This is a genomic window from Hydrogenimonas urashimensis (genome assembly GCF_016593255.1).
Lineage (GTDB): Bacteria > Campylobacterota > Campylobacteria > Campylobacterales > Hydrogenimonadaceae > Hydrogenimonas > Hydrogenimonas urashimensis.
Genome location: NZ_AP023212.1, coordinates 812,883 through 829,006 on the forward strand (window position 1 = coordinate 812,883; position 16,124 = coordinate 829,006).

General features: G+C 51.6%; 21 protein-coding genes. 8 read left to right on the plus strand and 13 right to left on the minus strand.

What is annotated here, in order from left to right; translation table 11 throughout:
- Positions 1 to 16: 16 nt before the first annotated feature.
- The 3 genes from JMG82_RS04025 to JMG82_RS04035 are packed head-to-tail and all read left to right on the plus strand — an operon-like array spanning position 17 to position 1,113.
- Complete coding sequence (locus JMG82_RS04025) at positions 17 to 328, plus strand: metal-sulfur cluster assembly factor (protein WP_201353647.1); 312 nt, start codon at positions 17 to 19, stop codon at positions 326 to 328.
- Position 329: 1 nt separating this feature from the next.
- Positions 330 to 632, plus strand: a complete 303-nt coding sequence (locus JMG82_RS04030) for a hypothetical protein (protein ID WP_201353648.1) — start codon at positions 330 to 332, stop codon at positions 630 to 632.
- Positions 601 to 1,113 (plus strand): DUF1858 domain-containing protein, encoded by a 513-nt coding sequence (locus tag JMG82_RS04035; RefSeq protein ID WP_201353649.1) that lies wholly within the window; start codon positions 601 to 603, stop codon positions 1,111 to 1,113. Before JMG82_RS04030 ends, JMG82_RS04035 begins: the two co-directional genes overlap by 32 nt.
- Here the strand turns inward: JMG82_RS04035 and JMG82_RS04040 are convergent.
- The 4 genes from JMG82_RS04040 to JMG82_RS04055 are packed head-to-tail and all read right to left on the minus strand — an operon-like array spanning position 1,100 to position 3,654.
- A complete protein-coding gene (locus JMG82_RS04040) occupies positions 1,100 to 1,702 on the minus strand; it encodes an FmdE family protein (protein WP_201353650.1) in 603 nt (200 codons plus the stop codon). The genes JMG82_RS04035 and JMG82_RS04040 overlap by 14 nt on opposite strands.
- Complete coding sequence (locus JMG82_RS04045) at positions 1,699 to 2,961, minus strand: hypothetical protein (RefSeq protein WP_201353651.1); 1,263 nt, start codon at positions 2,959 to 2,961, stop codon at positions 1,699 to 1,701. Before JMG82_RS04045 ends, JMG82_RS04040 begins: the two co-directional genes overlap by 4 nt.
- Positions 2,954 to 3,226: a DUF2249 domain-containing protein gene (locus JMG82_RS04050; protein WP_201353652.1), complete on the minus strand. Its 273-nt coding sequence runs from the start codon at positions 3,224 to 3,226 to the stop codon at positions 2,954 to 2,956. Before JMG82_RS04050 ends, JMG82_RS04045 begins: the two co-directional genes overlap by 8 nt.
- Positions 3,223 to 3,654, minus strand: coding sequence for a hemerythrin domain-containing protein (locus tag JMG82_RS04055; RefSeq protein ID WP_201353653.1), 432 nt, complete (start codon positions 3,652 to 3,654; stop codon positions 3,223 to 3,225). The genes JMG82_RS04050 and JMG82_RS04055 overlap by 4 nt, the downstream gene beginning before the upstream one ends.
- A gap of 424 nt (positions 3,655 to 4,078) precedes the next feature.
- On the opposite strand from JMG82_RS04055, the gene JMG82_RS04060 reads away from it, so the two are divergent.
- Genes JMG82_RS04060 through JMG82_RS04070 form a run of 3 tightly spaced genes read left to right on the plus strand, consistent with a single transcriptional unit; the run spans position 4,079 to position 7,023 of the window.
- Positions 4,079 to 6,214: a ribonucleoside triphosphate reductase gene (locus tag JMG82_RS04060; protein WP_201354199.1), complete on the plus strand. Its 2,136-nt coding sequence runs from the start codon at positions 4,079 to 4,081 to the stop codon at positions 6,212 to 6,214.
- A complete protein-coding gene (gene nrdD / locus JMG82_RS11770; RefSeq protein WP_201353654.1) occupies positions 6,204 to 6,356 on the plus strand; it encodes an anaerobic ribonucleoside-triphosphate reductase in 153 nt (50 codons plus the stop codon). The genes JMG82_RS04060 and nrdD overlap by 11 nt, the downstream gene beginning before the upstream one ends.
- Entirely contained in the window at positions 6,343 to 7,023 is a 681-nt protein-coding gene (locus JMG82_RS04070; protein ID WP_236579185.1) for an anaerobic ribonucleoside-triphosphate reductase activating protein, read from the plus strand. Before nrdD ends, JMG82_RS04070 begins: the two co-directional genes overlap by 14 nt.
- Before the next feature lie 8 nt (positions 7,024 to 7,031).
- Here the strand turns inward: JMG82_RS04070 and JMG82_RS04075 are convergent, their stop codons facing one another.
- From JMG82_RS04075 to ahbA, 3 genes are all read right to left on the minus strand, one after another.
- Positions 7,032 to 7,712, minus strand: coding sequence for a response regulator transcription factor (locus JMG82_RS04075; RefSeq protein WP_201353655.1), 681 nt, complete (start codon positions 7,710 to 7,712; stop codon positions 7,032 to 7,034).
- Entirely contained in the window at positions 7,696 to 8,919 is a 1,224-nt protein-coding gene (locus JMG82_RS04080; RefSeq protein ID WP_201353656.1) for a PAS domain-containing sensor histidine kinase, read from the minus strand. The genes JMG82_RS04075 and JMG82_RS04080 overlap by 17 nt, the downstream gene beginning before the upstream one ends.
- A 91-nt stretch (positions 8,920 to 9,010) precedes the next feature.
- Positions 9,011 to 10,006, minus strand: coding sequence for a siroheme decarboxylase subunit alpha (gene ahbA, locus JMG82_RS04085; protein WP_201354203.1), 996 nt, complete (start codon positions 10,004 to 10,006; stop codon positions 9,011 to 9,013).
- A 125-nt stretch (positions 10,007 to 10,131) separates the two neighbouring features.
- Between ahbA and JMG82_RS04090 the strand changes: the two genes are divergently transcribed.
- Both JMG82_RS04090 and JMG82_RS04095 read left to right on the plus strand, forming a co-directional pair.
- The gene (locus JMG82_RS04090) at positions 10,132 to 10,713 is read left to right on the plus strand and encodes a precorrin-2 dehydrogenase/sirohydrochlorin ferrochelatase family protein (RefSeq protein ID WP_201353657.1); all 582 of its coding nucleotides are present in this window, start codon (positions 10,132 to 10,134) and stop codon (positions 10,711 to 10,713) included.
- Positions 10,713 to 11,096 carry a hypothetical protein gene (locus JMG82_RS04095; RefSeq protein WP_201353658.1) on the plus strand — a complete coding sequence of 128 codons (384 nt, stop codon included), beginning with the start codon at positions 10,713 to 10,715 and terminating at the stop codon, positions 11,094 to 11,096. The genes JMG82_RS04090 and JMG82_RS04095 overlap by 1 nt, the downstream gene beginning before the upstream one ends.
- Here the strand turns inward: JMG82_RS04095 and JMG82_RS04100 are convergent.
- From JMG82_RS04100 to JMG82_RS04125, 6 genes are all read right to left on the minus strand, one after another.
- Positions 11,052 to 11,435 (minus strand): DUF255 domain-containing protein, encoded by a 384-nt coding sequence (locus JMG82_RS04100; RefSeq protein WP_201353659.1) that lies wholly within the window; start codon positions 11,433 to 11,435, stop codon positions 11,052 to 11,054. The two genes, JMG82_RS04095 and JMG82_RS04100, sit on opposite strands and share 45 nt — an antisense overlap.
- 38 nt (positions 11,436 to 11,473) lie before the next feature.
- Complete coding sequence (locus JMG82_RS04105) at positions 11,474 to 12,595, minus strand: cytochrome-c peroxidase (RefSeq protein WP_201353660.1); 1,122 nt, start codon at positions 12,593 to 12,595, stop codon at positions 11,474 to 11,476.
- A 43-nt stretch (positions 12,596 to 12,638) separates the two neighbouring features.
- Entirely contained in the window at positions 12,639 to 13,385 is a 747-nt protein-coding gene (gene cobA / locus JMG82_RS04110) for a uroporphyrinogen-III C-methyltransferase (protein ID WP_201353661.1), read from the minus strand.
- A 128-nt stretch (positions 13,386 to 13,513) separates the two neighbouring features.
- A complete protein-coding gene (locus JMG82_RS04115; RefSeq protein WP_201353662.1) occupies positions 13,514 to 14,653 on the minus strand; it encodes a radical SAM/SPASM domain-containing protein in 1,140 nt (379 codons plus the stop codon).
- A 1-nt stretch (position 14,654) separates the two neighbouring features.
- Complete coding sequence (locus JMG82_RS04120; RefSeq protein WP_201353663.1) at positions 14,655 to 15,797, minus strand: cytochrome D1 domain-containing protein; 1,143 nt, start codon at positions 15,795 to 15,797, stop codon at positions 14,655 to 14,657.
- The gene (locus JMG82_RS04125) at positions 15,794 to 16,123 is read right to left on the minus strand and encodes a c-type cytochrome (RefSeq protein WP_236579186.1); all 330 of its coding nucleotides are present in this window, start codon (positions 16,121 to 16,123) and stop codon (positions 15,794 to 15,796) included. The genes JMG82_RS04120 and JMG82_RS04125 overlap by 4 nt, the downstream gene beginning before the upstream one ends.
- Position 16,124: the final 1 nt, after the last annotated feature.

A 16,124-nucleotide genomic window follows, 5' to 3' on the forward strand; every position in this document is an offset into this window, starting at 1 on the left:
AAAAAGGAGAAGAGAGATGTCCGAAAAAATTACAAAAGAGCAGGTTTTCGACGCAATCCGGAAAGTCGTCGACCCGGAAGTCGGGTTCAATCTCGTCGAAATGGGGCTCATTTACGATGCCGTTATCGACGATGACAACAATGTCAAAGTGGTCATGACCCTATCCACACGCGGATGCCCTCTGCACCAGATGCTGACCCAGTGGGTCAAGGATGCGGTCAAGGAGATTCCCGGTGTCGGTGACGTGGAGGTCGAGGTGGTCTGGGAGCCGGCATGGAACATCTCCATGGCGGAAGATCATGTGAAACAGAAACTCGGAGCCCTCTGAAGTGGGGGAAGAAAAGTCCAACCACAACCCATGGCTGCATGAGCTCCGCCACCTCTACGGCGCGGGTATTCTGCTCTTCTACTACGCCAAATGGCCCATCCTTGTCGGGTGGCCCCTTTTGCGACTTTATCTCGATTATCCCGACAACTGGATCATCGACGCACTCTGGATATGGTGCCTGATTCTTGTCATAAAAGACTTTTACGTCTGGTTTATTAAAAAAGAGAGTTACTGTACTGCAAAATCGTGCAAAAACGAAAAAGAGGAAAAAAATGGAGATTCGTCCGAACACGAAAGTCAATGACCTGTTAAACGCCTATCCCGAACTGGAAGCGTTTTTGATGAAGCTCAACCCCAAATACAAAAAACTCAAAAACCCGATTCTGCGCCGTACTGTCGCCAGAATCGCCACGCTGACACAGGTTGCCGGAATCGGCGGGTATGAGACGCTGGAATTGGTCAATCTTTTACGAAAAGAGGTGGGCCAGCCGCCACTGGACGCTTCGGGCCATCCCAAAGAGACAGAAGAGACCCGAAAGGCGCCGCAATGGCTTCAAAATGAACCCAAAACCATCCTCGACGCCAACCAACTCCTCGATGAAGAGAAAAACCCTCTGGCGGAAGTGAGCAAAGTACTCAAAACACTCGATAGCGGCGAGATTGTCATGATTCGAAGCGACTTTTTGCCATCTCCTCTCATCGACACTTTCAAAGAACAGGGCTACGATGTCTACGCGAGCGAAGCAGAAAAGGGACGTTTCCTGACCTATATCAGGAAACCGTGAGAATCGCCGGCCAAAGATCGGTCTCCAGAAGTATCTTTTTCACCCGCTCCTGCCACAATTGGCCGAAACGCTGCTTCTCCTGCTGCGTTGCGGTCCCCTGCATCAGTTTCTGCATCAGTGGCTGCATATCGGGGTGAGCCGGTACGATGGAGGGGTTGTAGACCATCTCCACATGGGCGGCATTGTCCAGGCGTGTCAGCCGCACTTCGGCACCCAATTCCACCCCGTAGAAAAGACGGTTGTTGCGGGCAAATTTGCCGCCAAGGCCTTTGAAGCCTCCCTCGTTCGAAGCTCCCGTCACCAGGCCGATGCAACTGCCGATGACTCCGGCGACTCCCTCATCCAGTGCCTCGCGTATTTCCACTTTGACATTTCCGCGTACCGGAAGATCATCTTGGTAGAGCTTTTTCAGGCCCATCTTGGTCATCAGCCACGCCCCCGCCACGGTGGGACAGGAGTGGCCGGCCAGTTTGACCATGTCAAGATAGTCGTACGTGATGCGTCCATTCTCCACGGCGCCGAGAATGTCGGCCAGCGGGTCGATGGTTTCGATCGGTTCGACTTCGTCGAAAAAAGCGGGATAGTTCATAAAATTCCTTTGTTTTTGAATTGGTGGTAGATTTTTGCGGCACCCAGCAGATTGGCGCCGTAAAGAAGGGATTCGATGAAAAAAAGGAGTGCCGTCACCTTCCACAGCAGCGGCATGAAAAACGACGCGATACCGAAAACCGGCAACGCCCAATGAATCCAAAGATGCGGTTTCATCCCCTTGGCCGGTATGATGTCTCCCATCATAGGGCACTCCAAAACTCCTTTGGCATTCAGGTGGAACCAGACCAGAAAGGGGATGATTTTATAACTCATGGCAAAAATGATACTGAGAAAAAAGTACCCAAAGAGCAACGCCCCCGTATCGAAAAATGTTTCTAACTGAAAACCGTAGTATAGAAACAGCGATATCGAGGAGGCTGCCAGAGAGACAAGGCCTGTGCGCCAGAGCCAAACCGTCGTATCGGCGACGGGTCGCTTTCTCTGGGAGAGGCGTCTGAGCGTCACCAGCGCAAAGGCGAGCAGCAATACTCCCACTGCCGCATCGAACAGTGTCACTGCCGACTGGGAGACGATATAGAAAGGTACCTGCAGTACCAAAAGAGCCAGTATACTCATCGGAAACCATCGCCGCACCGCTTCGGGATACGGCGGTGTGACATAAAACATTTCAATGACCTGGAAGGCCACCGCCATGATCAGCACGGCGATCCATCCGAAAAGCATGAAATGCATGTGGACCGTGCGAAGCCCCTGGGGCGGCAGGCCGATATCGACACCCAGGAAGGCCAGCATCACCAGCAGGGCAAAAAAGAGGCCAAAGCCCAATCCCCCGACGGCGACCATCATGCCGATGACGGAGGGCGTTTTGTTCTCGACACGCAGCAGTTTCGAGAACATCAGGAAAACGACGAAACCGAGGGAGCCAAGAAGCAGTGCCAGCGCCGTATGGAACAGGGCCGTTTTCGCAAAAACAAACCCTCCGACGAGCATCAACGTGCCCAAAGCCATGAAAGCATGGATCCATCGAGCATGGTACATCGGATCTTTGATCGATGCTCCGGCAATGACCGGAAGCATCTGAAAGAGTGCCCCCACCATCGCCATGCCTGCCATGCCGAGCACGACGAGATGGACGACGGCCACCGTATCCGGTGCATCCCAGAGACCCAAAGCGGCCGGGTCGGCAATGAAGAGCGCTATGGCCGTCAACAGACCGAAAGCCGGAATGGTAAGAAAAAAGCGAAGAATCACTTCAAACGGCGGCGCCTGATCGAGCGAAAGTCCCTGATTAAACATCGCAGAAATCCTGTAACATTCTTTTCAGATCGAAAGATGGGTTTTTCGTAAAGAGTATGTGCCACTCCCCCGACTCCGTTTCACACGCATCGAAACGGATGCCCTGTTTTTGGGCGATCATCAGAAGAGGACGGGGATACCGGTGAATTTGCAGATGCAGACAGTTTCTGCCGTCCAGCCGCTTCATCATTTCAACACTGCGTTCAAGGGGTTCGGGGTGGTTCAGGCCCCGAACATCCAGTTCGATCACTTCGACAGGGCTCAACGGGCTTTCATCTTTTCGACAAGATCCTTTGCCTGCTCACCGAGCACATTGTCGCACATCGCATAAAGCATCTGCTCCTCTTTCATGTTGTGCTGCTGCAGCAGAATCATCAATGTATCGGCTACGGAAAAAAAACGCTCCTTGTCCGCTTTGTCAATGGCATCCTTGAGCTGTTCGAGAAGTCCGCGCACCTGATTGTGCTCGTAGCGCATCACCTGCGTAGGCCCCTCTGTGCTCAGCGTCGCCGCTTCGAAAGCGGGAAAGAGTATCTCCTCCTCTTTGTCAAAATGCTTCAGCGTATCGACCATGAACTCTTCGAAATGTCTGAACGCCTCGTCGAAATCGCCGCTGCTGACAGCCTGCTCGGCTTTGGCGAACTCTTCGTCACAAAGGCGATGCTCATCTTTCATATAGTTCGATATCTCCATTTTCACTCCTTCTAAATTTTGGGCGGCTCTATTTGAACATCAGAAAAATTTTGCCCATCAGCACTGCGGTGAGGGCAAGAAACGAAACCAGAATCCAGTCCATTGTCCATCCTTCCGATTGATTATCTAAGATTTTACAAAAAAAGAGTTTTCAAAAGATTGATACGGGTCAACGCATGTCACACAGATGTCACGGAAGCCCTTTCAAACCGGTTTTCGTGACAATTTTGTGATGATTTTTTTTATGGCATGGAAAGTGGTTTCGTCCTATCATTTCACTAGCCGGAAAGATCCGGCTCCTACTCCGCCTGCCATAGGAAGGCAGGTTTTTACAGCTTGCATCGAAGGGCAGGAGCCGAAGCCTCCTCTCCCCGGGCTTCGGCTCCTGCCCTTCGCAAAACTTGACCGTAAAGACTTTAGAATGATACTCAAAGAGATACTCAAACGCGACGGCTCGAAAGAGAACTTCGCCCCCTATAAAATCGAAGATGCGATCAAGGCGGCCTTCAAAAGCCAAAACACCCAATACGACAGCACCATCTTTTTCAATGTGCTTGAACGGCTCAAGACAAAACGGATCGCCGCTGTCGAAGATATCCAGGATATGATCGAGCAGGAGCTCTTCAAAGCACGCTATTTCGAAGTGATGCGCGCCTTCATGATCTACCGCCATACCCACAAGATGCAGCGCGAGCACATCTACGGCCTGAGCGAAGACACCACCTACATCAATTCGACCGAAACGATCGAAGAATACATTGGAAAAAGCGACTGGCGCATCAATGCAAACTCCAATACCGGCTACTCCCATGCCGGCCTCATCAACAACACAGCGGGCAAGGTGATCGCCAACTACTGGCTCGACAGGGTCTATTCCAAAGAGGAAGGATACGCCCACCGCAACGGGGACTACCACATCCACGACCTCGACTGCCTCAGCGGCTACTGCGCCGGCTGGAGTCTGCGCGTGCTGCTGGACGAGGGATTCAACGGGGTCCGCGGACGTGTCGAAAGCCGTCCGCCCAGCCACTTCCGCGAAGCGCTTGGGCAGATGGCCAACTTCCTGGGCATTCTCCAGAGCGAGTGGGCCGGCGCACAGGCGTTCAGCTCCTTTGACACCTATCTCGCACCCTATGTTTTCAAGGACCGACTCCCTTACAATGAGATCAAAAAGGCGATACGCAGTTTCGTCTACAACCTCAATGTCCCCGCCAGGTGGGGGCAGTCGCCTTTTACCAACATTACCATCGACTGGACGGTGCCGGAAGATCTGAAAGATCAGATCCCCACCCGTGCCCAGCGCCACCTTTTCAAGGATCTGGAAGACGAAACCCTACTGGCCCTCGCCAAGGAGCGCGACCCTTCCGTTACATCGCTGGAGGATCTGCGCTACCGCCATTTTCAGAAAGAGATGAACCTCATCAACCGCGCCTATTACGAAGTGATGACCGAAGGGGACAGCACCGGCCAGCCCTTCACCTTTCCGATTCCCACCGTCAACATCACCGAAGATTTCGACTGGTACGGGGAAAATACGGACATCCTTTTCGAAAATACGGCAAAAATCGGCTCATCCTATTTTCAGAACTTCATCGGAAGCCAGTATAGACGGGATGAAAATGGCAATCTCATCCCCAACGAGGAAGCCTACAAACCTGGTCACGTCCGAAGCATGTGCTGTCGGCTGCAGCTCGATCTCCGTGAACTTCTAAAACGGGGCGGCGGCCTATTCGGCAGCGCTGAAATGACCGGCAGCATCGGCGTCGTCACGATCAATATGGCGCGGCTTGGCTTCGTCCATAAAGGGGACAAAAAAGGGCTCTACGCCCGGTTGGAAGAGCTGATGGATATGGCCTCTTCCACGCTGGAAAAGAAACGGCGATTCATCCAGGAGCTCTATGATCGGGGGCTTTTCCCCTATACCAGACGCTACCTGCCCGGTTTCAACAACCACTTCTCCACGATCGGCGTCAACGGAATGAACGAGATGATCCGCAATTTCACCGGCGACAGAGATCATATCGCCACCGAAAGCGGGCAGCGGTTCGCCCTCGAAATTCTTGATTTCATGAGGGAAAAGCTCAAAACCTACCAGGAGAAAACGGGCAATCTCTACAACCTGGAGGCCACCCCTGCGGAAGGGACCACCTACCGGTTCGCCAAAGAGGACAAGAAACGCTATCCGGGCATCATCCAGGCCGGAATGGACGAGAATATCTACTACACCAATTCGTCCCAGATTCCCGTCGACTGGACGGAAGATCCTTTCGAAGCGCTCGAACTGCAGGATACGCTGCAGTGCAAGTACACGGGCGGCACCGTATTGCACCTGTACATGCGCGAACGTATCAGCTCCGCCGAAACGTGCCGCAATCTCGTCAAAAAGGTGATCACCAATTTCAGACTGCCCTATATCACGATCACCCCGCTTTTTTCGGTCTGCCCCAAACACGGCTACATCCCGGGAGAGCACGAGTACTGCCCAAGATGCGACGAAGAGCTGCTTCTGACATTCGACGAAGAGGAGATCACAACAAAGGAGGAAAAAGATGCATCGTGAAGAGATTTTGAAAAAACTGGCAAATAAACGCACCCGCTGTACCGTCTATACCCGTGTAATGGGATACCACAGGCCGGTGGAGAGTTTCAACATCGGCAAAAAAGGGGAACATCGTCAGAGGAAACCCTTTGTCGAGCGATAGACTGATTTATGACATCACCCCATTTACGCATCTGGACTATCCCGGAAAACTGGCCGCGGTCGCCTGGTTCGCCGGATGCAATATGCGCTGCATGTACTGCTACAACAGTGACATCGTCTTTTCTAAAGAGGGGTCTTACACGGTGGACGATCTGCTCGCGTTACTGAAGAGGCGGATCGGACTGCTGGACGCTGTCGTACTCAGCGGCGGCGAACCGACTCTGCATGAACTGGAGCCCATCTGTCGCGCCATCAAGACGATGGGATTTTCTATCAAGCTCGATACCAACGGCCTCAGACCCGATCGTATCGCCGATCTGGTTGCAAAGAAGCTGGTCGATTACATAGCGCTCGATTTCAAGGCCGGAAGCGAAAAATTCGGATACATCACCGGATCGAGCCGATACGAGCGGTTCCGCGAAACGCTCGACTTTCTGATCGGCAGAGATTTCGATTTCGAAGTACGTACGACGGTACATGCCGACTTGTTGAGTCCCGACGATATCAACAACATGATGAAAGTACTCAAAAACAGAGGCTACAACCGTACCTACTATCTTCAGAATTTCATCGAAACACCCAACAATATCGCCAACATCACAAAACCCTCGGCAGAATTCGACAGACAATCCCTTGGCGATCTGCTGCCAACTAAGTGGCGCAACTGATACAGCTCCTATCGAACGATCAGCACATACCCCTGGCCCGAAACGTTCTCTATGAGACCTTTGTCGCTCTTTTGACGCACCCTCTTGATGAAAGTCCGCAGCCGCTCGTCGCTGACCTCCTCCCCTTCCCAGAGGCGCTCTTTAATCGCTTCGTTGGAGAGATAGTGGTTGGGGCTGTGATAGAGCAGCGAGATGAAACGGCTCTCCCGCTTGCTCAAATGGACCAGCACCCCTTTTTTGAAAAGCTGCTCGCTCTGAAGATCAAAGCTAAAAGGCGGCAACAATTGCACCAGACTCTGTTTTTTGATTTTTTCCGCCAGAGAACAGAGATACTCCAACAGCTCTTCGGGGTCGAAGGGCTTGATGAAATATTTCACGACCCCCACATCGATGGCACCCAGGAGTTTTTCTTTGTCGCTGTAGGCACTTAAAATGACGATGGGCATGTGGGGATTTTCTTTTTTGATCTTTTCGGCCAGTTCGAGTCCTGTCATTTTGGGCATCGTAATATCGGTTATGACGACATCGGGTTTCATCTTTCTGAACTGTTTCAACCCTTCGATGCCGTCATAGGCGATTTCGAACTCGGCAAAATAATCACCCACCGCATTTTTCAAAAGTTGCGCAAGACGTTTTTCGTCTTCGACGAGAAGGACTTTCAGTTTCGAGAGTCTACTCTGACACGACATCACCACCCTCCAGCGGTACCCTGATCGCGAATTTCGCTCCGCCGTTCACGTTTTCGACATCGATACTTCCGCCAAAACTTTTTTCTATGATCATCTTCGACATGAAAAGTCCCAGACCTGTTCCCTGTGCGGCGTGTTTGGTTGTAAAATAGGGCTCGAATATCCGTTCCATTGCCTCCGGCTCGATGCCTCCCGCATTGTCTTCGATCTCGATGAGTGCCCAATTCGCCTCCCTGCGGACACGGATATCGATGCGGCGCTCTTTGACATTCCGCTGCCTGAAAGCATCTTTCGCGTTCTGCAGAAGGTTAATAAGAACATGGGAGAATTCGTTGGAGACACCGACGATTCTCAAAGTGGCATCGACCTCTTTGCGGATATCGATGTACTCTTTTTCCAGCGTCTTTTCCACTATCTGAAGGGCTTCCTCCAGGCTCGCGGAAACGGCGAACGGGACTTTGGGCTTGCCGGGTTTGAAAAAGTTGATGAAATCCTCGATCGTCTGCGACATGTTCTGAATCAGCGTTTTCGCATCGTCGTAGGCTTCGTTCAGCTGGGTTTCATCCCCCCTCTGGGCCGCCTTTTTGAGGTTGAAGAGGGAGAGGGCCAGTTCGGTCAGCGGCTGGCGCCACTGATGGGCGATATTGGCCATCATCTGCCCCAGACTCGCAAGGCGCGACTGCAGAAAGAGCATCTTCTGTTTCTCTTCGTTCTTTCGGACCTCTTCGCGTACCCGCTCCTCCAGGTAACGATTGAGATCGTAGAGTTTTCTGGTCTGCAGCTGCACGCGCTTCTCGAGGGTTCTGTTGAGCATCTCCAGCTCTCTCTCTTTCTTCTCGAGGGCCATTTTGAGCTCGACCTCTTTGGTGACATCGTAGCGGATGGCGATGAACTCTTCAATCTCCCCTTTTTCGTCGAGAATGGGAATAATCGTCGTGTTGACATAGAAAGTGCTGCCGTCTTTCGCCCGGTTTTTCACGGTCGTTTTGTAGGTTTTCTTGGCGAGAATCGTATCCCAGAGCCGTTTGAATTTCTCCTTGGGCACGTCGGGATGGCGGACGATATTGTGGTTTTGCCCGATCAGCTCTTCGCGGGAATAACCCGATATTTTGCAGAATTCGTCGTTGACGAAAGTGATAATCCCGTCAATATCGGTCTTGGATACGATATTGGAACTCTCGATCGCTTCTTTGTACTGCTGGAACATCAGATCGGTCTCCGAAGGCAGTGATGGGTCGTTGGCAGTCGGTTAGGAGAAGCTCTCATCGCAAAACGCCTCTTTTGCCAATGAACGAAGACTAACGACCAACGACTCTTTTCTCCCACTTCTCGAATTCCGGTGAAAAATACTCAATCCTCACTTTTTTGAATTCTCTTGTTGAGTAGAGATAATTATACTCTTTTATTCCGATTTCGCCGGCCATCTCTTCGACGATGCTTTCGACCTCCTCCTTCGATTTGCCGTGAACCATCGAAAAGAGGGGATAGGGCCACTCGGGATAGACGGGACGCAGATAGCAGTGGCTCACGGCACTGTAGGCGGCCACCGTCTCCCCGATGGCTTCGGCCCGCTCCTCGGGTACTTTCCAGACCACCATCGCGTTGGCGGTGAAACCGGCCTTTCGGTGATAGAGAATCGCGGCGAAGCGGCGCATCAGACCCGCCTTTTTCATCCGTTCCGCTTCCGAAGCCAGCGTTTCATAATCGATGCCGAGGGCCTCGACAAGCGCTTTGAAAGGCTCTTTCATGGGCTCTATATCTTTTTGCAGCCCTTTGATCATCTCGTAATGCACGGGCTCCAGCACCATCGGCTCTTTCTTGGCCCGCTTGAGCTTCTCTTTCTTGGCACGGTCCCCTTTGACATCGAGCTGCACCGAAATTTTGAACATCTTTTTCGTCGGAAGAACGATGAAACTTTCGGCTTCCGACTTTTCCGCCAGAATCTCCACCGTCTTTTCCAGACCCAGTTTCGAATCGGGCGCAACCGCGATGGTAAACCAGAGATTGTAGGGATTGTCGCGTTCGTAATTGTGGCTCACGCCCGGATGCGCGTTGATTATGGCCGCGGCCTTTTCGATATTTTCCACCTTGAACGCGACCAGGGAGGATTTGTACCCGAGCGACTTCGTATCGAAAATCGCCGATGTCTGGCGGATCACTTTCTGCTCTTTCAATGCTCTGTAAAGATCCAGCACCTCTTTTTCACTGCTTCCGAGCGTCTCGGCCAGTTCGGCGAAGGGGCGTCTGGCGATCGGAAAATTTTTCTGTATCAGGGTCAAAAACTCTTTTTCCATCGTGTGCTGCAACCTGTTTTTAGCGCCCATTATAAAGGTTTGTAGTTTATACTTTCCTTGATGTGCATCAACCGGCTCTCAACGACTCTGTGTTAAGATATCCGCATCCCTTTGCAAGGTATTGGATGACCTTTTTCCCGGCATTTATCAAACTCGACAACCGAAAGATTCTTCTTGTAGGAGGCGGATTCATCGCTGGCGAAAAGCTGGAGAAACTGCTCGATTTCACCCGCGATGTCACCATAGTGGCTCCCGAAATCTCCGAAGAAATCGAGGCGATGGCCAAGGCCCACACTCTTTGCGTGCACCGCCGCCGCTACACCCCTGAAGATCTTGAGGATGTTTTCGTCGTCATTGTCGCCGTCGACGATATCGGACTTCAAAAAGAGATATACGAGGCGTGTCAGAGTCGCCACATCCTCTGCAACAGTGTCGATTCGGTCGATTACTGCGACTTCATTTTCCCCTCCTACACCAAAAAAGGGGCCCTCACTGTCGCCTTTTCGACATCGGGCATCTCCCCTTCGGTGGCCAAATATCTCCGCAGGGCCATCGCGCGCATGATTCCCGACTCGATCGCCGACTTTCTCGAAGAGATGAAAAGCCTGCGGGCATCCCTTCCCAAAGGGAAAGAACGGATGCGGCTTCTTGATGAAAAAGCCAAAGCCTATATCGACAATCTATTCAACAAAAAGGACACGGAGTAATGTTCAACAAAAAAACCGCCTATCTTCTGATGATTGTTTTCGCGTTTCTCTCCATCTCCGCACTCATCGTCAACATGCCTGAAAAAAAAGATCCCGACGTTATAGCGAAAATCACACCCTATTTTCCTTACGAAATGACCAAGACATTCGGTGGTCTCGATATCGTGGACAAACGTACGGGCGAAAAACTGAAACTCGACAATGCCAAAGTTTTTCTCGCGTACGACCACTACCTGAAAAAATGGGGGAAAACCCATCTTAAACTGCAGGAAAACAACCTGATCATCCTCGACGACAACGGATCCAGGATCGATTCGATGGCCTTGACACCCAAGCAGTTATCGTTCGTTAGAGAATTTTTCTTCGAGAATCCGCCGAAGTAGCGCTTTGTCCACCTCCCCTCTGAGGGGCTCCATCATAAAATTCTCTTCCGGAGAGAGCAGAAAAAGTGTGGGAAAACGTGTCGAGTAGAGAAGCTCTATCGGATAATCTTCGTTCTCTTTCGTCACGATCACCGCGATAGCATTTTCGTTCACCAAATGCGCAATCTGGGAATCGCCGAATGTTTTCACCAGCAGATGGCGGCATGCATCGCACTCTTTGGTCACCAGCAGCACCAGCATCGGCTTTTTCGTGCGCTGCGACACTTCCAACGCAGCGTCGAATCTCCCGTACCAGTGCACCCTCTCTGCAGCCACTACAACCTGTATTGCAAAAAGCATCCAGAAAATTCGAACCATTCTTCTCACACTCTCACTCTCTAATAGATCTCATACCCCACCGGATCCCCCTCCAACGTTTTCAAAAATGCGACAATTTCGTCAATCTGTTTCTTCGTCAGTGTCAAACCGAGCTGATGCCGTGCCATGATGCGCACCGCCTCTTCGATCCTCTTGATCGATCCGTTATGGAAATAGGGCGCAGTCCGTGTCACGTTGCGAAGAATGGGAACACGGAAAAGGAACTGACCGTTGGCACCGTGGAATCCTCCGATATCGTCGAACGGATAGGGTTCGTCCCCCCTGGGTTTCTGCCAGTCGAAACCGGCGAAATAGCGCTTGCCGTTGACGATGACCGATTTGGGTACCAGTATACTGTTGTAACGCCGCAACGGGAAGTGTTGCAGGCTCTGACCGCCCACACTCATACCGGTGTGGCACCCTTTGCATCCGATTCTCATAAAAAGGTTCAGGCCCGCTTTGGCCTTCTTGGAGATGGCATCGTCATCCCCCTCGAGAAACCGATCGAAAGCACCGCGCGTCAGGAGCGTCCGTTCGTAGGCGCCTATCGCTTTGGTCACCGTATCGAATGTGATCCCCTCTTTCGGGAAGACGGATTGGAACATCTTTACGTAATCGGGGCGCTTTTTCAGCCGAGAAACGACCTCCTGTGGCGTCATTGCCATCTCGAAAGGCGCTTGAATGGGTCCCTTGGCCTGATCCTCCACATCGGGACTCCTGCCGTCCCAGAACTCCCGCTTTGCCAGTGCGGCATTGAGGACCGTGGGGGAGTTGAGATGTTTGGGATTGGGCTGGTTGTGATAGCCGATGGCGGTGGGGCGGTTGTCGTCACCGCCGTCTTCGAGAATATGGCACGATGCGCAGTTGATGGTTTGATCCTTCGAGAGGATCGGATCGAAATAGAGCCGTTCTCCCAGTGCGATCTTTTCGGCCGTCAAAGGGTTGTCCGGATTGCCTACATAAACGGATGCTTGCGCCCATGAAGCCGGCACGGGCGCAAGGCCGCGTCGAAGCGCTTTGGCTCGCAGCTCCTTGGCTTCCGGTATCCGGGTATGGCTGGAAGGTTCAGGAATGAAAAAACCCTTGAAGTAGAGAGTGAAGACGATGAAAGAGATAAACAGTACCGTAGCATGGGTTTTCATAGCGACTCCTTTGCTATGAAATTAACCCATCGTGACGAAAAAATCAATGACTTTCGTCAACCCACTCCAAATCGTCTTTGAGATTCACGACATTGCCCACGACGATAAGCGCCGGGGTTTTGATTCCGGCCTCCTTGACCTTTTTCGCGATGGTCTCCAGTGTTCCGACAACACTCTTTTGTTCAGGCGTCGTCCCCTTGCTGATGACCGCCACGGGAGTTTCGGCCGACCTGCCGATACGGATAAGATTTTTGGCGATATTGGGAAGATTGTGGAGTCCCATCAGAAAAACAATCGTCTCGTCCGCTCGCATCGCTTCCCAGTCGACCTGGGAGTGTTCCTTGTTGGGTGCCTCATGGCCTGTCACGACTTTGAAAGACACTGCCACCCCGCGATGGGTCACGGGAATTCCCGCATAGGCGGGGACCGAAATGGCCGACGTGACACCCGGAATGAATTCGAAAGGAATCCCCCGCTCTTTGAGATACTTCGCCTCTTCGCCGCCCCGGCCGAACACCAGCGGATCACCCCCTTTGAGTCGGACGACCTTTTCATGTTTCAAAGCGTTCTGATAGATCACTTCGTTGATTTGATCCTGCGGCAGCGTATGCCGGCCATCCTCTTTGCCCACATAGACAAATTCGCACTCCGGCTTCGCCTCTTTGAGAATGTCGGGATTGGCCAGACGATCGTAGATGATGACATCGGCTTCGCGCACCACGCGCAGCGCCTTGACCGTCAGCAGATCGATATCGCCGGGGCCGGCACCAGTCAAATAAACTTTTCCCATTTCTTTCCTTCTTACAGCGAATGCTTTTTCAACTAAAAACTAAAATTTGAGGAAAAGGCGCTACGTTTCTCTTTATTTTTAAAAAGAGTAATTTTAATCAATGTCTGCGTAGCAGTTCACAACAATTTTTAGTTTTTAGTTTTTAACTTTTCTGACCTCTCACTTTCCGTGAGATAGCAAGACGGGTCTTCCGCCCACAGGTCGCCGTGAATCGCCCAGGCGCGGCTGCGACTGCCGCCGTTGCAGATGTCGATGACGCCGCAGTCGGCACATTTTCCGCTCAGTTTTCTGGGATGTTCCCGCAGTTTGGTGAGCAGTTCGTTCTCTTTATCCAGCCATATCTCATCAAAGGGGCGTTCGGTTATGTTGCCGATAGTGACGGGGAAGAAGGGGTCGGGTTTGACATGTCCCATCCAGTCGATGTTGACCAGTTTGCGTCCGGCGCTGTTGCCCCCCCAGTTTCGCAGGCGCCTGAGCATCTCGTCACGCATTTGGGGGTATTTTTGCGAAAACTTCTCCAGAAACAAAATGGCATCCATCTCCATGTTGCCCGTGACGACATCGATGTCGCGCCCCTCTTCATGGTAAGCAAACGCCTTGTCGATGATGAATTCGACGAATTTCCGCCGCTCCTCTTTGGAGATGTCGATTTTGAGATTGTCGAGTCCCCGGCCGCTGTAGACCAGATGGGAGATGTAGATTTTGTCCACCCCGATATTCTCGGCCAGGTCGAAAATGTCATAAAGATTCTCTTTCGTCTCGTCGGTGATCGTGAAACGGATGCCCGCATTGCCGCCATGTTTCTGGATGAGGTCGATGGCATCCAGGCTTTTTCTGTACGCCCCTTCCAGACCCCTGAAACGGTCATGCACCTCTTCGATGCCGTCGATACTGATGCCGATGTAATTGAACGTGCCGATAATGCGGTCCACATTCTTTTCAGTGACATAAAGGCCATTGGTCGAGAGATAGGTAACGATACCCTGCTCGCGCATCGCTTCGGCAATCTGAAAGATGTCCCGACGAATCAGCGGTTCGCCGCCGCTGAAAATGACGAATCGTATTCCTGCCCTCTTCAACTCGGCAATGGCCCCCAGTATGAACTCCGTCGTCAGGAAATCTTCCGAATTGGGATCGGCATAGCTGTAGCAATGGTGACAGGCGAGATTGCATCGGTTGGTGAAATTCCAGATGGCGATGCTCCCGTTCAGGGAGCGCTCTTTTTTCCCTTCTGTCACCGACTTGATGAGATTGGAGAGACGAAACACGTCAATGACTCACTTTTCGTATCTTGGGTGCCGGCTCATCGGGTGCTTCAAAAAGAAATATGCCTGACGGTTTCGGAACCGGCCACATATAATGCTTCCACCACTTTTTCGGATCCGGATCGGAGACGTTGTAGGCGAGCACTTCATCCTTCGTGTTGACACTGAAATAAAGATGCGGGGTGTCATTCGACCAGCGAAGGTGCAAAATCCATCCGGGGAACTTTAGAGTACGGGCGATTTCAAAGGTTTTGGCATCGATGATCTGTACATACGGGAAATCTTTGCCGCTAAACGATACGGCAAGCCACTTTTTGTCGGGGCTCAGCGCCGTAAATACCGGATTTCCCTTGACATCGATGGAGGTTATCGGATTGAATTTGTGATCGAAAACAAAAACCTTCCTGTTGCCCACTGCCGGAATGAAGAAATAATCGCCGCTGATGCTCCAGAAACCAAAGTGGGGCACTTTCAGTATACGCTCCTTTTTGCCCAGTTTCAAAGGCACTTTGCGATACTCCATCGTATCGAGATTCAATACGCCGATATCGGGAGAGTTGAAGAGGCCGACAACATAGAGATTTTTGTCGATCATCGCATCGAAAGGGACTTTGCCTATGTTTGTCACCTTTTTTTCGAGCACGAAATGAGGTTTTTTCTTGCCGGCGTTTTCGTCATGCATCACCCAGATTTCGTCACTGTCCATACATGCGAAAATCAGTTTGTCGCCATACTCTTTGATGCCGACATTCCGGCTGCCTGTTTTGATCGTCTGCAGCGGATTGAGATCGCGGTCGAGTATTTCGACCGTTTTATTGTCGTAATTGGCCACTGCGACATAGTTGTCTCCCACGATGAAACCGATCGCACTTTCGGATGTTTTGTACTCTTTGACCTTTTTGTCGTTGATAGGATCGAATTTTATGACATAACCGTCGCGGGTGATCACATAGCCGTCATTGTCCCGAAATTTTACGACAGCATGGTTGAAGTTGTGCATATTCTTGATCTCGTCCCAAACGAGGTTGTGCTTGATAACCGCGAGAGCCGAATTTTCCCTCTCGACAACGAATATCTTCTCTCCCGCCGTCACCGTTGCGGCAGCAAAAAGCAGCGAAGTGACAATCAGATGGACGACTCTTTTCATTTTTTATCCTTGAATTGCATAATGTAGTCTGTGAGCGCTTCAAGCTGCGAAGCGTTCAAATCGTCAAAGGCAGGCATTGAATTTCTTGTATAGCCAAGCTGCCTGTAGGTATGATCCGGATCGGCGATTTGGGCGATGATCTCACTGCGATCACGCTTGTTCGCAATGGTTTTGAATGACGGTCCAAAGGCTTCGGCAGTCTGGTGGTGGCATCCCCAGCAGTAGGCTTTGAAAAGCTTTTCACCCCTCTTGTGGTTTTCTGCATTCATCACAGCAGGAGCAACGAGCAGCAGCAGCACCGGTACGGCCGATCCGAAAATTTTCATT

Excerpts from the sequence above, each read along its gene's own strand:
- nrdD (WP_201353654.1), top strand. The coding sequence starts at position 6,204 with ATGCATCGTGAAGAGATTTTGAAAAAACTGGCAAATAAACGCACCCGC.
- JMG82_RS04025 (WP_201353647.1), top strand. The coding sequence starts at position 17 with ATGTCCGAAAAAATTACAAAAGAGCAGGTTTTCGACGCAATCCGGAAA.
- JMG82_RS04080 (WP_201353656.1), bottom strand. The coding sequence starts at position 8,919 with ATGTTCCAGCAGTACAAAGAAGCGATCGAGAGTTCCAATATCGTATCC.
- cobA (WP_201353661.1), bottom strand. The coding sequence starts at position 13,385 with ATGGGAAAAGTTTATTTGACTGGTGCCGGCCCCGGCGATATCGATCTG.
- JMG82_RS04040 (WP_201353650.1), bottom strand. The coding sequence starts at position 1,702 with ATGAACTATCCCGCTTTTTTCGACGAAGTCGAACCGATCGAAACCATC.
- JMG82_RS04075 (WP_201353655.1), bottom strand. The coding sequence starts at position 7,712 with ATGTCGTGTCAGAGTAGACTCTCGAAACTGAAAGTCCTTCTCGTCGAA.
- JMG82_RS04120 (WP_201353663.1), bottom strand. The coding sequence starts at position 15,797 with ATGAAAAGAGTCGTCCATCTGATTGTCACTTCGCTGCTTTTTGCTGCC.
- ahbA (WP_201354203.1), bottom strand. The coding sequence starts at position 10,006 with ATGGAAAAAGAGTTTTTGACCCTGATACAGAAAAATTTTCCGATCGCC.
- JMG82_RS04035 (WP_201353649.1), top strand. The coding sequence starts at position 601 with ATGGAGATTCGTCCGAACACGAAAGTCAATGACCTGTTAAACGCCTAT.
- JMG82_RS04095 (WP_201353658.1), top strand. The coding sequence starts at position 10,713 with ATGTTCAACAAAAAAACCGCCTATCTTCTGATGATTGTTTTCGCGTTT.
- JMG82_RS04055 (WP_201353653.1), bottom strand. The coding sequence starts at position 3,654 with ATGGAGATATCGAACTATATGAAAGATGAGCATCGCCTTTGTGACGAA.
- JMG82_RS04100 (WP_201353659.1), bottom strand. The coding sequence starts at position 11,435 with ATGCTTTTTGCAATACAGGTTGTAGTGGCTGCAGAGAGGGTGCACTGG.
- JMG82_RS04090 (WP_201353657.1), top strand. The coding sequence starts at position 10,132 with ATGACCTTTTTCCCGGCATTTATCAAACTCGACAACCGAAAGATTCTT.
- JMG82_RS04105 (WP_201353660.1), bottom strand. The coding sequence starts at position 12,595 with ATGAAAACCCATGCTACGGTACTGTTTATCTCTTTCATCGTCTTCACT.
- JMG82_RS04125 (WP_236579186.1), bottom strand. The coding sequence starts at position 16,123 with ATGAAAATTTTCGGATCGGCCGTACCGGTGCTGCTGCTGCTCGTTGCT.
- JMG82_RS04045 (WP_201353651.1), bottom strand. The coding sequence starts at position 2,961 with ATGTTTAATCAGGGACTTTCGCTCGATCAGGCGCCGCCGTTTGAAGTG.